Origin of the sequence: Pseudomonas sp. YeP6b (assembly GCF_025642995.1) — a bacterium.
Lineage (GTDB): Bacteria > Pseudomonadota > Gammaproteobacteria > Pseudomonadales > Pseudomonadaceae > Aquipseudomonas.
The window spans coordinates 2,581,614-2,595,156 of record NZ_CP080090.1 but is presented as its reverse complement, the minus strand read 5'-3'; the positions used below and the strand labels follow the sequence as shown (position 1 = coordinate 2,595,156).

11 protein-coding genes are annotated in these 13,543 nt (G+C 58.1%); 8 read left to right on the top strand and 3 right to left on the bottom strand.

What is annotated here, in order from left to right:
• Positions 1-1,020 precede the first annotated feature (1,020 nt).
• Positions 1,021-1,350: a hypothetical protein gene (locus tag KZH41_RS11710; protein ID WP_094952388.1), complete on the top strand. Its 330-nt coding sequence runs from the start codon at positions 1,021-1,023 to the stop codon at positions 1,348-1,350.
• 60 nt (positions 1,351-1,410) lie between these two features.
• On the opposite strand, the gene KZH41_RS11705 is transcribed toward KZH41_RS11710, so the two are convergent.
• Entirely contained in the window at positions 1,411-2,313 is a 903-nt protein-coding gene (locus KZH41_RS11705; RefSeq protein ID WP_094952387.1) for a LysR family transcriptional regulator, read from the bottom strand.
• Between the two features lie 133 nt (positions 2,314-2,446).
• On the opposite strand from KZH41_RS11705, the gene KZH41_RS11700 reads away from it, so the two are divergent.
• From KZH41_RS11700 to KZH41_RS11690, 3 genes are read left to right on the top strand one after another with little or no spacing between them, the layout of a single operon-like run.
• Positions 2,447-3,145 carry a CoA transferase subunit A gene (locus tag KZH41_RS11700; protein ID WP_058425579.1) on the top strand — a complete coding sequence of 233 codons (699 nt, stop codon included), beginning with the start codon at positions 2,447-2,449 and terminating at the stop codon, positions 3,143-3,145.
• 31 nt (positions 3,146-3,176) lie between these two features.
• A complete protein-coding gene (locus tag KZH41_RS11695; RefSeq protein WP_094952386.1) occupies positions 3,177-3,836 on the top strand; it encodes a CoA transferase subunit B in 660 nt (219 codons plus the stop codon).
• Positions 3,837-3,847: 11 nt separating this feature from the next.
• Positions 3,848-5,029 (top strand): acetyl-CoA C-acetyltransferase, encoded by a 1,182-nt coding sequence (locus KZH41_RS11690; RefSeq protein WP_094952385.1) that lies wholly within the window; start codon positions 3,848-3,850, stop codon positions 5,027-5,029.
• A 129-nt stretch (positions 5,030-5,158) separates the two neighbouring features.
• Here KZH41_RS11690 and KZH41_RS11685 read toward each other — a convergent pair whose 3' ends face one another.
• Positions 5,159-5,557 (bottom strand): PaaI family thioesterase, encoded by a 399-nt coding sequence (locus KZH41_RS11685; RefSeq protein ID WP_263274856.1) that lies wholly within the window; start codon positions 5,555-5,557, stop codon positions 5,159-5,161.
• 85 nt (positions 5,558-5,642) lie between these two features.
• Between KZH41_RS11685 and KZH41_RS11680 the strand changes: the two genes are divergently transcribed.
• Complete coding sequence (locus KZH41_RS11680; protein ID WP_263274855.1) at positions 5,643-6,482, top strand: DUF4349 domain-containing protein; 840 nt, start codon at positions 5,643-5,645, stop codon at positions 6,480-6,482.
• On the opposite strand, the gene KZH41_RS11675 is transcribed toward KZH41_RS11680, so the two are convergent.
• On the bottom strand, positions 6,483-7,568 hold the full coding sequence (locus KZH41_RS11675) for a DUF1615 domain-containing protein (protein ID WP_263274854.1): 1,086 nt from the start codon (positions 7,566-7,568) through the stop codon (positions 6,483-6,485). It abuts the gene before it with no gap.
• A 144-nt stretch (positions 7,569-7,712) separates the two neighbouring features.
• Here KZH41_RS11675 and KZH41_RS11670 point away from each other — a divergent pair, with 144 nt between their 5' ends.
• From KZH41_RS11670 to KZH41_RS11660, 3 genes are all read left to right on the top strand, one after another.
• A complete protein-coding gene (locus tag KZH41_RS11670) occupies positions 7,713-8,327 on the top strand; it encodes a LysE family translocator (protein WP_094952382.1) in 615 nt (204 codons plus the stop codon).
• Between the two features lie 196 nt (positions 8,328-8,523).
• Positions 8,524-13,200, top strand: coding sequence for an RNase A-like domain-containing protein (locus tag KZH41_RS11665; RefSeq protein ID WP_263275099.1), 4,677 nt, complete (start codon positions 8,524-8,526; stop codon positions 13,198-13,200).
• The gene (locus tag KZH41_RS11660) at positions 13,197-13,511 is read left to right on the top strand and encodes a contact-dependent growth inhibition system immunity protein (protein WP_242155443.1); all 315 of its coding nucleotides are present in this window, start codon (positions 13,197-13,199) and stop codon (positions 13,509-13,511) included. Before KZH41_RS11665 ends, KZH41_RS11660 begins: the two co-directional genes overlap by 4 nt.
• Positions 13,512-13,543: the final 32 nt, after the last annotated feature.

Here is a 13,543-nt window from a genome sequence, read left to right as displayed (position 1 = left end):
GGCTTGCCTGCGATGGCGGTGTGTCAGGCAAGCATTTGCTGACTGATACACAGCCATCGCAGCATAGGTATCGACACAACGTTGAAAGGCCGCCTCATCCCCGCGAAAGCGGTGGGTCAGTCAACATCAATGTTTGCTGAGCCGACGCCTTCGCGGGCAAGCCCGATCCCACATTTGATTGAGTTCAGCTTCAGAGATCAGGCTGGCTGTCAGGCCGCCTCAGCTTTGCTTTTGATCTGCTTTTGAGCTTGATCTGAGGCGCCCCGTTAACCAAGCCTGCGTGCGGGCACACCGAGCCTAGGTGAGGTGCCGAGTGGTGGGGCAAGAGCCCTTTTGGTTACTTTTGGCTGGGCCGGCATTCCGGGCTCTTTTCCAAAAGTGACCCGCCGTAAGGGCGGCCCCCATAGCAGCCGTGATCCAAATAACGGATATGTACCCAGCGGCCCCGCGTCAACCACAGTACTCAACCCGTAAAAAAGTTGTGTCGATACCTATGGCCATCGCAGGCAAGCCAGCTCCCACAGGGAATCCATCGCTGAATCGACCGCCCCAGCCCTTCGACCAACCGCACAAAAAATGACGCCCAAGTCACGTTTTCCCGCATTCTCCCGTCCCCACTACGATTTATGTAGTGCCCTAAAAAAATCACTACATAATCGTTGACGTAACCTTTTTGTCCTTGCATTATCGAGACGTCTCCCGGATCGGGAGCGTTGGTAACAAGCGTTTTGAACAAGCTCGTCTGACCGCCGAGCTGTTTTTTCCGGATGTGCACTGCCCACAAGGCAGATTGATGAAGCTGACCGGCCTGTAAGGATCGGTACAAGGAGCTCAAACGCTGCTTGTCTTCGTTATGAAACCATTGCGTAGCAGTTCATCAGCAAGACTACATGCATCAGGTTCAAGACCCTGCCCGTATTCGGCAGACCCTCACTGACGCCCGGTTTTCCACGCCGGAGACAACTAAGCAGTTTTAACGGAATCAACTGATAGATCGCCAACTGGTCAAGGGGCTTACACATGAATCTGAACAACCAACCCACTATCGATGAATTGGCTGAGATGTTCGCAGCGCAGAAAGACACACTCGACGACCATATCTTGTGGGTCGAAAAATCGGGTCAAGTCCATATCGACTGCGTGGCGCCCCATACCCTTGAGGAAGAGTTCGATAAAAACAACCGTGAACTGGCGGCGCGCCTGAAGATGTACCGCCGCGGCCAGGGTTATGTCGGCAAGAAGGCAGCCGCCGACCAGAACTTTATCGAGCACGTATTCGACACACTTAACAATGCCTGGTCGTCTTTCAAAGACAACTCGCAAGTTAAAGTCATCGACCGTTACTACTAAGTACAACTTACTCACGGTGGGAGCTGGTTTACCAGCTCCCACCGTTGTTTTGCGGTGCGCTTAAAAGGTTGGAAATCTGCCCTTCCCCGCTTCATCCCGAAAGATATCAAACAACACCTGCGCCGCCGCCGACAGCTCATGGCCAGGTTTGGTCAGCACTCCAATCGGCCGCTCAATCACCGGATCACTCAACGTGATGCAATGGGCGCCCGCCTCCTCCATCTGCCGTGCACACAATGCCGGTACCGCGCTGACGCCCAGGCCATTGGCAACCATCTTGCCCACCGTTGCCAGTTGATGGCTTTCCAACGCCACCGGCAATTTCATCTGCAACGCGCCCAGATGCTCCTCCAGCATTACCCGTACCGTGGAAGGCCGCTGCAAGGTAATGAACGGCTGTTCCAGCAAGGTTTTCCAGTCGATTTCGGCACGCTGGGCCAACGGTGAATCCCCCGGCACCACCGCAATAAACCGGTCCAGGTACAACGGCGTGAAGGCCAATGACGAACCTTCGGACGGTTCGAACGCCACGCCCAGCTCCACCTGACGGTCGCGGACCATCTCCAGCACCTGCTCGTTGATCAGGTCATGCACCGTCACATTCACCTGAGGGTAACGTGCGCGAAATATCTTCAGGATCGGCGGCAGTAAATTGCCCGCAAACGACGGCATCGCCGCCACCGTCACCCGGCCGCGCTGCAAGGTAAAACGCTGGCGTAGTTCATCCTCGGCGTTGTCCCAATCCGCAATCAAGCGACGCGCCAGGGGCAGCAACGACTCACCTTCAGGCGTCAGCGCAACGTTACGCGTATTACGGCTGAACAAACGACCGCCCAAGCCCTCCTCCAGCCCCTTGATGGTCAGGCTCAGCGCCGATTGGGAAAGGTGCAGGCGCTCGCAGGCGGCGGCAAAACTCAGGCTCTGGGCCACGGCGAGAAAGGCACGCATCTGTTTAACTGTCATGAGGCTGCTCCGGACGGCGGGTCGACTATGCTGTTTTCTAAATCAATCAACCTTAAAAAACAACTTAACAAATCAATCCGTCGGCGCAACACTCAGGTCATTGGCTGGCCCACAAACAATAAAAGAGGTGCATATGGCAGGTTTCGATAAACGCGTGGCGTCCTATGAAGAAGCGCTGGCTGGCCTGGAAGACGGCATGACCGTGCTTTCCGGTGGTTTTGGCCTGTGCGGCATTCCGGAAAACCTCATCGCCGAGATCAAGCGCAAAGGCACCCGCGATCTGACCGTCGTCTCCAACAATTGCGGCGTCGACGGTTTCGGCCTCGGCGTGCTGCTGGAACAAAAACAGATCAGCAAAGTGATCGCGTCCTACGTCGGTGAAAACGCCCTGTTCGAGAAGCAATTGCTCAGCGGCGAAATCGAAGTGGTACTGACGCCCCAAGGCACCCTGGCGGAAAAAATGCGCGCAGGCGGCGCAGGTATCCCGGCGTTCTTCACCGCCACCGGCGTCGGCACCCCCGTTGCCGAAGGCAAGGAAACCCGTGAATTCAATGGCCGCCCGTACCTGATGGAAGAGTCCATCACCGGTGACTTCGCCATCGTCAAAGGCTGGAAAGCCGACCATTTCGGCAACGTCATTTATCGCCACACCGCCCAGAACTTCAACCCGCTGGCGGCCACCGCCGGCAAGATCACCGTGGTCGAAGTCGAGGAAATCGTCGAACCGGGCGAGCTGGACCCGGCGCAGATCCACACCCCAGGCATCTACGTCGACCGGATCATCTGCGGCACCTTCGAGAAGCGCATCGAACAGCGCACTGTCCGCAAATAATCCGCCAGCCCAAATAATAAGGAGACAAACAATGGCTCTTACCCGCGAACAAATGGCTCAACGCGTCGCCCGCGAAATGCAGGACGGTTTCTACGTCAACCTGGGCATCGGCATTCCAACCCTGGTGGCCAACTACATTCCCGAAGGCATGGAAGTGATGCTGCAATCGGAAAACGGCCTGCTCGGCATGGGCCCGTTTCCGACTGAAGACACCATCGATGCCGACATGATCAACGCCGGCAAGCAGACCGTGACTGCGCGCATTGGCGCCTCGATCTTTTCCTCCGCCGAGTCTTTCGCGATGATTCGCGGCGGCCACGTTGACCTCACGGTGCTCGGCGCGTTTGAGGTGGACGTACACGGCAACATCGCCTCGTGGATGATCCCTGGCAAATTGGTCAAAGGCATGGGCGGCGCCATGGACCTGGTGGCCGGTGCAGAAAACATCATCGTGATCATGACCCACGCGTCCAAGGACGGTGAGTCCAAGTTGCTCAGCCAATGCAGCCTGCCGCTGACCGGCGCCAAGTGCATCAAGCGTGTATTGACGGACCTGGCTTACCTTGAAATCGAAAATGGCGCTTTTGTCCTCAAGGAACGCGCACCTGGCGTCAGCGTTGAAGAGATTGTGAGCAAGACCGCCGGTAAACTGATCGTCCCGGACCACGTTCCAGAAATGCACTTCCAGTGAGGACAGATTCCATGCAAGACGTCGTGATTGTTGCTGCCACCCGCACCGCCGTGGGCAGCTTCCAGGGTTCGTTGGCGAACATTCCGGCACCGCAATTGGGCGCCGCCGTAATCCGTCGCCTGCTGGAGCAAACCGGCCTGGACCCGGCACAGGTGGATGAAGTCATCCTCGGCCAGGTACTCACCGCTGGCAGCGGCCAGAACCCTGCACGCCAGGCATCGATTCTCGCCGGCCTGCCCCACGCCGTGCCGGCCTTGACCCTCAACAAAGTTTGCGGCTCGGGCCTCAAGGCCCTGCACCTGGGCGCCCAAGCGATCCGTTGCGGCGACGCTGAGGTGATCATCGCTGGCGGCATGGAGAACATGAGCCTGGCGCCGTACGTATTGCCCGCCGCGCGCACCGGTTTGCGCATGGGCCACGCCAAAATGATCGACAGTATGATCACCGACGGCCTGTGGGATGCGTTCAACGACTACCACATGGGCATCACCGCCGAGAACCTGGTGGACAAGTACGGCATCAGCCGTGAAGCCCAGGACACTTTCGCCGCCGCCTCCCAGCAGAAAGCCACTGCGGCGATTGAAGCCGGCCGGTTTGTTGATGAAATTACCCCGATCCTGATCCCTCAGCGCAAGGGCGACCCGGTGGCCTTCGCCGTGGATGAACAACCGCGCGCCGGCACCACCGCCGAGTCCCTGGCCAAGCTCAAACCTGCATTCAAGAAAGACGGCAGCGTCACCGCCGGCAACGCTTCCAGCCTCAACGACGGCGCCGCCGCAGTGTTGCTGATGAGCGCCGACAAGGCCAAGGCCCTCGGCCTGCCTGTTCTGGCGCGTATCGCCAGTTACGCCAATGCCGGCGTCGACCCAGCGATCATGGGCATTGGCCCGGTGTCGGCCACCCGCCGCTGCCTGGACAAAGCCGGCTGGAACCTGGGCGACCTGGACCTGATCGAAGCCAACGAAGCCTTTGCCGCGCAATCGCTGGCGGTGGGCAAAGAACTGGAATGGGACGCCGACAAAGTCAACGTCAACGGCGGTGCCATCGCCATCGGCCACCCTATCGGCGCGTCAGGTTGCCGCGTGTTGGTGACCCTGCTGCATGAAATGATCAAGCGCGATGCCAAGAAAGGCCTGGCGACACTGTGCATCGGTGGCGGCCAGGGTGTAGCCCTCGCCCTCGAACGCAGCTGATTCAAAGAGCAGCATGAGAAAAGGCCCGATTCCACGAAAAATCGGGCCTTTTCTTTTTACGCGGTACCCCTGAAAAACCACAGTCCAACTGTGAGAGCTGGCTTGCTGCTCCCACAATGACCGGCATTATCAGTCCGTACGAGGCACCGCAAACACCGCATTCGCCCGCGCCACCACCTTCTCCCCCACCTGCAAGCTCACCGTGGCAAAGGCCATCTGCCGCCCTCGCTTGTGATGCTCCAACCGCACCACGATCCATTCCCCGACCTGCACCGCCCCCAAGTAATCCAAGGTCATGCTCGCGGTAACCAACGGCAACGGCGGCTCACTGGAAAACGCCATCGCATAACCCATGCCGACATCCGCCAGGGTCGCCAACACCCCGCCATGCACCGTGCCGCGCCCATTCGCGTGACGGTTGTCGGCGCGCAGGCCGAGCACGGCGTAGGCGATCATGGCGAATTCATCCTTGGAGTAAGGCTTGAGGTGTACGCCCTGCCCCCTAAGGCAGCCATCATCATCAGCCACGCAAATCCTGCGCGATGCTTTGCGTAAATCCGCCAGACCCGCTTTAATCGCGGTCAATTTCCCCCGCACACTCCAAGGAACTGCAATGCGCCACCTGGACGGCACAACAAAACCGCTGCTTTTGATCTTGCTGGCCGGCTTGGCCCTGGCCGGTTGTTCGCCCAAGGATCACCCTCGCGCCACCGTGATCAACGGCGAACAGGGCCGAGCCGGCGCGCAATTGGCGTATGAGCACGAGTTGACCCTGGCCCTGCCCGGCGCCCTGCTCGCACCGCGCATGCAGGCAACTCGCGAGGCCTGTGAGTCGGCACGTTTTGGCGTCTGCAATATCCTGGGCATCACCGAGGATGGCAACGGCGGCGAGATCATCTTGCGCATTGCGCCCACCGGCGTGGAGCCGATGGTCGCACTGGCCGCCGAAGGTGGAAAACTCGGCCAGCGCATCACCACCGCCGAAGACCTGGCCGACGCAGTCGCCGATGTGCGCCGTCGCCAGGACCGCCTGCAAGCCCAGCAGCAACGCCTCGACGAACTGACCGAACGCAAGGACATCACCGTCAGCGACCTGATCGCCTTGAGCAAGGAACAGGCCGGCATCGAAAACGAACTGCAGGAACTCGCCCAGGTCGCCGCAGGCCAGCAACGCCGCCTTGATACCAACCGCGTGACCCTGAATTTCCGCTCATCCGATGGCGCGAACCAGCCGTCACGCTTCAGCCGGATGTTCAGCAACCTGGGCGACAACCTAGTGGGCGGCACAGCAGACGCCTTGGAGCGCGCCAGTTATGTGCTGCCGTTCGTGATCCTGGCGTTCCCGGTGGTGTGGCTGTGGGTGTGGCTGTGGCGCCGCTTTGTTGTGGTGGGCAGGCGTACTGCTGCAAACGAGCTTCCTGTGGCGAGCGGGCTTGTCGAATCGTCACGATGATCAGCGCTTCATGCAGCGCTGATACCGCTCATCCACTCGCTTGGCAAACCAGGCTGTCGTCAGGTTGCGAGTGATCTTCGGGCTCTTGAGCACGATGCCCGGCAAGATCGCCCTTGGCATTGGCTTGCCCGCAGCTTTATCAGCCAGTGCATACACGCGTTTGTAGAGGGTGGTTTCCTCAAAGTCCAATTGCTCACCCTTCTCCAACTGGCTGCGGATACTGGGGTTGCGCATGTCCAACTTGGCGCCCAGGGAGCGCACCGCCAGCTCGGTGGTGCCCGGCAATAATGAACCGTAACGAATCAAGTCCCCATCTAGCGCCAGCTCGGTACCGGTGACACGGCTGAGCGCTGCCTGGAACGCGGCATTACGGCTGGCGTACCAACCGGCGTTGAAGTCAGCAAAGCGGTACAACGGCTGGTCATAATTGACCGGGTAGCCCAGCAAGTGGGCGATACCGAAATACATGCCGCCGCGACGCGTGAAGACTTCCCGGCGAATCGTGCCATCCACCGTGTAGGGATAACCCCGCGCCTGTTTCTGTGCAAAGTCGATGCTGACTTGCATGGGGCCTGCGGTATGCACCGGGTTGAAACCGCCGAACAAGGTATTGCCCAAGGGCACCACGCTGATGAAATCGTCAAAGATCCCACTCAGGTCCTTCTCCGTGCGCGCAGCACTCAAGCGATCGGCGTAGGACTTGCCCGTGGGCGAGCGCAATTGCAGCGCGCTACGTACCACAAAGGCCGGCACATGGACCTTGCCGGCGCGCCGCAAGATTTCATCCTGGGCGATCTTGCCCATGTTTGGCACCGCAGGGTCAACTTGGTACGTGGACTCTTGCTCGGTCACCGCCAGCACGGCGCAGATATTTTCGGTGCTGGGGTAGATCTTCTGGGTGTCAAAGGCAGTGTAGATATCCTGGGCCCAGCCTTTACGGTCCGGTACCGATGCCGGCAGCAGCCGCACAATCTGCGCGGTCACCTCGGCCTCGCTGCGTTCCGGCTGTTGCGGGCTGCGTGAAGTGGAGCAACCGGCCAGCACCAGCAACGTGGTGAGGCACAGGATCAGGCGGCTTGAATACATGGGGTTTCCTTGGCTAACGACGGGCCGGCATTGCGCATATCGACAGGTAAGTCTAACCGGGGTTCGCCGACATGCTGCACTCGCCAGCCGCAAACTAACGTGACAGGATCTGTCATCGACCATTCCTACAGGAGTTTGAATGCCATGCTCAGTGTGAACTTCTTCGTTACCTGCCTGATCGTCGTGCTGATCCCCGGCACCGGTGTGATCTTTACCGTGTCCACCGGCCTCACCGCCGGCAAGCGCGCCAGCGTGTTCGCAGCGTTGGGCTGTACCGCGGGCATCCTCCCCCACTTGCTGGCGTCCGTGCTCGGCCTTTCCGCGCTGCTGCACACCAGCGCGCTGGCGTTTGAAGTACTCAAATATGCGGGCGTCGCCTACCTGCTCTACCTGGCCTACGCCACCTGGCGTGATCGCTCGGCCTTCGCCATGAATGACGCACCGACGGTAGCCACAGCGCGCAGCCTGATGCTCCGGGGTTTGCTGCTGAACATCCTCAACCCCAAACTGACGATTTTCTTCCTGGCCTTTCTGCCCCAATTCGTCACCCTCGGCAGCACCGCGCCCGCCGTGCAAATGCTGGTACTGAGCGGCGTATTCATGGCGATGACGTTTGCGGTTTTCGTGATCTATGGCCTGCTGGCCAATGGCTTCCGCCGTGCCGTGATCGAATCGCCTCGAGTGCAGAACTGGCTGCGCTGCAGTTTTGCGGCAGCCTTTGCAGGACTGGGGTTGAATTTGGCGTTTGCGCAGCGCTGACAAGGACTACTGAAACATCCCACATAACTACCGGATAAGCTCTACAGATACCGCCTGAAAACCTCTGCAAAGTCCTTCGCCTGATCACACAGTGCGAGGGATTGCAGATGGTTTTTTCCGTTAAAGCCCTAGTTTTTGGGGCTGTCTTTTGATCGCCGCCACCAGCCAAGCTATTGGCCTTCTGGTGCTGGCCGCCATGGATTCAAAGACGCGCGACGTCGAATCCGTTCTCAGCGATTTCAGACGCTGCCTCAATACCTACGACGCCTGGGCGGAGAGCTTTTTCAGCTTTTCGGCATTGGATGTCGAGCAGGTATTCAAAGTCGGGAATGAGGTGGCGCTCGTCGCGCCGATCGATCGCTCTATCCTGCCCAGCACCACCGTTGCAGCGTGCAAGCAAGACGGCACCTTGACCTTGGTGCATATGTTCCAGAGTGCTCGATTCGTGCCCATTGGCAACACGCCCGTGGTGTTACAACGTGTCGACCCCAACGGTGGCCCGCTGGGCGAACCCATCCATAAAACCATCGGGCCCAGCGGCATTCTGGAAATCACCGAGTGTGATCGTAACCAGAAGTACCGAGTCAGTTTTTACCCCAACGTTTCCAAAGAACACTTCAAGGCGCTGCATGCCTCCTATCAGTCGGTCATTGCACCGCTGGAAGATTGGCTGCGCAGTGAGTGGAACGGCACCTTTGCGCCGCTGTGGAAGAACTACGCCGAGGCAAATTTCCTCAAACGCTATCTCTCGCTGCACCAGGCGTATGCCAAAGGCTTTGGCGATGCACTGTACTCGCTTTGGGACACGCTCAAACAGCTGGTTGAGTGGCTGGCTCACCCACTGGCGAACGCCGAAAAGCTGCTGCATTACCTGTCACAGGCCGAGCTCGAAAAACTGCTGAAGGTCAGCGCCGAAACCCTCGCCAAAGGCCTGCTGGTGCTGAGCGATGAGCCGCTGCTGTTCATCTACTTGGCGGCCATGGTCAGTTGGATGCGGATGATGCCGCCGCCGTATATGAATGAGTTGCTGGGGTCGATCAGCGTCGAAGTACTGATCAACGTGCTGCTGGGCCTTGCGACTGCCGGCATGGGTATTGTGATACGTCTGAGCACCAAGGTGCTGGGCGGCATCAAGTCTCGCCGAGCGCGCGAGTGGCTGGAACACATGGCCAGCCAGTTCAGCAAATCTCGCCTGGATGCCCATGTTGAGGCGGCTAAGCCGATATTGCTCGCAGGGCCGGCGACGTCGATCAACACGGTGGCAGGTGCGCCGTTGAAGGCTGGGGAGAACCTGGTTACGAACGCGGTGCCAGCGGTTCGCAGCAAGACGCAGAAGACGGCGTTGGTGCGCCAGGAACATGTCGATGATGTGCCTGTCGCTGCGAAGAATCCGCAGGGAGATGCGGCGGCGCCTGCGGATAAAACGGCCACTAATGGCTGCCCAGTGTCGATGGTGACCGGCGAGGAATTGCTGACCCTTACCGATGGCGCGTTGGACGGGATTTTGCCGTTTGAGTGGACCCGTTTGTACCGCACCAGTGCGGTGGAAGTGGATTGTGGGTTGGGGTTTGGCTGGAGTCACTCGCTGGCGCAGCGGTTGGTGGTGGACGGTGATTCGGTGGTTTGGACGGATCATGAGAACCGCAGTACTGAGTTTCCGTTGCCTACCGCCTCACGGCCGGCGATTACCAACAGCTTGGCGGAAGCGGCGATTTACTTAGGGTCGCTGCCTGATGAGTTGGTGCTGGCTCAGGCGTCACGGTTTTATCACTTTCGCGACGGTGTGCTGACCGCGATCAGCGATCCGTATGACAACCGGCTGCGGATTTCTCGTGATCGCTTGGGGCGGGTTGAGCGGCTGGATAACGGTGCCGGTCGGTCGCTATTTCTACGCTACGAACTCGGTCGCATTGTTGCCGTTGACTATCAGGTTCATCGTGCCAAAGGGCGTGAGCCGTATGTTTGGGTGACCGAGCAGAACGTCGTTTCCTACGGTTATGACGAGGCTGGACGACTGGTTTCAGCGACCAATGCCGTAGGTGAAAGCGAGGTTTATCGGTACGACGATCAGCACGTCATTCTTGAGCGGCAGTTGGCCGGTGGGGCGAGTTTCTTTTGGGAGTGGGAACGGGCTGGTAAGGCGGCGCGCTGTGTTCGGCATTGGGCCAGTTTTTCGCAGATGGACACGCGGTATCTGTGGGAAAACGGCGGCAAGGTTACGGTTCACAACGCGGATGGTAGCCAGGAAGTTTATGTCCATGACCAGTGGGCGCGGCTGGTGCAGCGCATTGATCCGGACGGCGCTGAGCATTTCAAATCCTATGACGCCAAGGGCCGGCTGACGGTTGAGCAGGACCCGCTGGGGGCGGTGACGGCGTATCAATACGACGAAGCCGGACGCTTGGTGGCGATGTTTCCTGGAGAGGATGAGCCGACTTCCTACGAGCATGACAACGGGTTCGTACGGGTCGTACGGCGTGGTGAAGCGGTTTGGAAATATGAGCGTAATGACCAGGGCGACGTCACGCGTAAGACTGATCCTGATGGCCACGTTACGGACTACACCTACAACAAACATGGGCAACTGATTGGGGTTTGGTACCCAGATAACGGGTGTCACCGGCTGGTCTGGAATGAGCGTGGCCAGCTCACCGAAGAGCAACTACCGAATGGTGGGGTTAAGCGTTATCGCTATGACGATGTTGGACGACAGGTTGCGCGCGAGGATGAGCATGGCGCGCTGACCCAGTATCAATGGGATGCCGCCGCGCGCTTGCAGAAACTGACCCAGCCCGATGGTGCAACGCGGGAATACAGCTACAACCCCTACGGAAAAATCACCACCGAACGCGATGAACTGGGCCACGTCACCCGCTACGAATATGCCGACGGCCTGCACCTGATCAGCCGGCGCATTAATTCTGACGGCACCCAGGTCAAATACCGCTACGACAACGCCCGGTTGCTGCTGACAGAGATCGAAAATGAAGTTGGCGAAACCTACCAGCTTGATTACCACCTCAACGGGCTGATCCAGCAAGAAATCGGCTTTGACGGCCAGCGCACGGCCTACGTCTACGACCTCAACGGCAACCTGCTGGAAAAGACCGAACACGGCGACGATGGCAGTCAGCTAGTCACCCGTTACGAGCGAGACCCTGCCGGCCGCCTCGTACGAAAAACCCTGCCCGACGGTGGAGTTGTTGATTACGCCTACGACCGCCAAGGCAACCTCCTCAGCGTCGACGACGGCCACTGGGCGCTAGCCTACGAATACGACGCCCAAAGCCGCCTCACCGCCGAACACCAAGGCTGGGGCACCTTGCGCTACGGCTACGACGCCTGCGGCCAGCTGAAAAACCTGCGCCTGCCGGACAACAATCGTCTCACCTTCAACCACGACAAAGGCGGCCACCTCGCCACCGTCGAGCTGAATGGCAAAACCCTCACGTCTCACCTGTTCAAAACCGGCCGAGAACGCCAGCGCCAACAAGGCCAGCTCCTCAGCCACTACCACTACGACGAGCAAAACCGCCTGCACGCCCACGCGGTGACTCAAGAAAACCATGACCTCTACCGCCGCCACTACGACTACGACAAAACCGGCAACCTGACCCGCCTGCTAGACACTCGCAAAGGTGAACACCACTACCACTACGACCCCCTCGCCCGCCTGACTCGAGCGGATCACTCGCAAGATGTGCAGGAATGCTTTGGCCATGACCCAGCCGGCAACCTGCTGATGCAAGACCGTCCTGGGCCGGACATCGTTGCGGGTAACCGGTTAGTGATCCAAGGCGATCATCATTATGACTATGACGCCTTTGGCAACCTCATCCGCCAAAGGCGCGGTAAGGGTCACCAGCTCGTCACCGAGTACCGTTACGACTGTCAGCATCGGTTGATCGGCATTACCCAACCGAACGGGCAAACGGCCAGCTACCGCTATGACCCGTTTGGTCGGCGCATCAGCAAAACCGTTGATGACATAACCACGGAGTTTTTCTGGCAAGGCGACAAGCTGATCGCGGAGCATCACGCAGATCGCCATCGCCGTTACATCTACGAACCGGAGAGCTTCCGTCCGCTGGCACTGCTGGAAGGCTTTGGTCCAAAAGACACCCAGCCCTTCCACTACCAACTCGACCACCTTGGCACCCCGCAAGAACTCACGGCACCTGACGGCGAAATCGTCTGGTCCGCGCACTACCGCGCCTACGGTGAAATTGCTCGCCTAGACATCAATAAAATCGACAACCCGCTGCGCTTCCAAGGCCAATACTTCGACCAAGAAAGCGGGCTGCACTACAACCGCCATCGCTACTACAATCCAGATATTGGTCGTTACCTGACTCCCGACCCGGTGAAGCTGGCCGGTGGGATCAACGCGTACCAGTACGCGCCCAATCCTACGGGATGGGTGGATCCGCTGGGATTAAGTTGCAAGGTTGGAGGGTGCCCTGGCTCAAACGTCGACCCCCTTCAATCAAGCAAGGCCCCTGTACTAGACTCGCATGAAAAGTCAGGGGGGCACCTAATTAGGAAGCACATAGATCAAACGGACGCTCAGCTAACCGCAAGGCTTGAGTCAGAGCCAAATATTCCAGCGGCATCTACATTCAGAACTTTAGAGGAGGCAGAAGCACTCGTATCCAAAAGCTTAGCGACACACAACCAAGACATATTGGAATTCCTAAAAGGAAAAAAAGATAAACTTATTATTAGAGAAAACTCAAGTCAGGCGGTAGGAGTTAGCGTCATTAGAGGAACTGACAAATCAGTTCCCGCTTATAAATTTTTGCTAGTTTTAAAGCGAAAGCATAACATGCCGAAAGGCTACCTATTACTGACAGGATACCCATTAGAAAAATGAACAAACCATTGACAGAACTCCAGCAGTTTTTTGGCGCCTATTTCAATCAGGACTGGACTGAGGAATACTCATCAGCCGATGAGGTCATTGATTCCTTTTTACAAGACTCGTCTAAAGACGTAATAATTTCCGTAAAAAAAGAAATCCTTGAGCTGATAAACTCCTACACAAATGAGTCAGACCTCCAAGAAAACCTCCTCTACGAACAGTATTGCTATTACTATTACCCTCATCAATGGCCATCAGGACTGTTGTGGCTCAGCCATATAATGAAAAAGTTCGACAAACACCTGAACACAATGAAATTTTAATTTTAAGTTTCGATGCATCCGTAGAGGCGGAC

Bases quoted from the DNA above. Each gene is read 5' to 3' on its own strand.
- KZH41_RS11710 (WP_094952388.1), top strand. From the start codon at position 1,021: ATGAATCTGAACAACCAACCCACTATCGATGAATTGGCTGAGATGTTC.
- KZH41_RS11705 (WP_094952387.1), bottom strand. From the start codon at position 2,313: ATGACAGTTAAACAGATGCGTGCCTTTCTCGCCGTGGCCCAGAGCCTG.
- KZH41_RS11700 (WP_058425579.1), top strand. From the start codon at position 2,447: ATGGCAGGTTTCGATAAACGCGTGGCGTCCTATGAAGAAGCGCTGGCT.
- KZH41_RS11695 (WP_094952386.1), top strand. From the start codon at position 3,177: ATGGCTCTTACCCGCGAACAAATGGCTCAACGCGTCGCCCGCGAAATG.
- KZH41_RS11690 (WP_094952385.1), top strand. From the start codon at position 3,848: ATGCAAGACGTCGTGATTGTTGCTGCCACCCGCACCGCCGTGGGCAGC.
- KZH41_RS11680 (WP_263274855.1), top strand. From the start codon at position 5,643: ATGCGCCACCTGGACGGCACAACAAAACCGCTGCTTTTGATCTTGCTG.
- KZH41_RS11675 (WP_263274854.1), bottom strand. From the start codon at position 7,568: ATGTATTCAAGCCGCCTGATCCTGTGCCTCACCACGTTGCTGGTGCTG.
- KZH41_RS11670 (WP_094952382.1), top strand. From the start codon at position 7,713: ATGCTCAGTGTGAACTTCTTCGTTACCTGCCTGATCGTCGTGCTGATC.
- KZH41_RS11665 (WP_263275099.1), top strand. From the start codon at position 8,524: ATGGATTCAAAGACGCGCGACGTCGAATCCGTTCTCAGCGATTTCAGA.
- KZH41_RS11660 (WP_242155443.1), top strand. From the start codon at position 13,197: ATGAACAAACCATTGACAGAACTCCAGCAGTTTTTTGGCGCCTATTTC.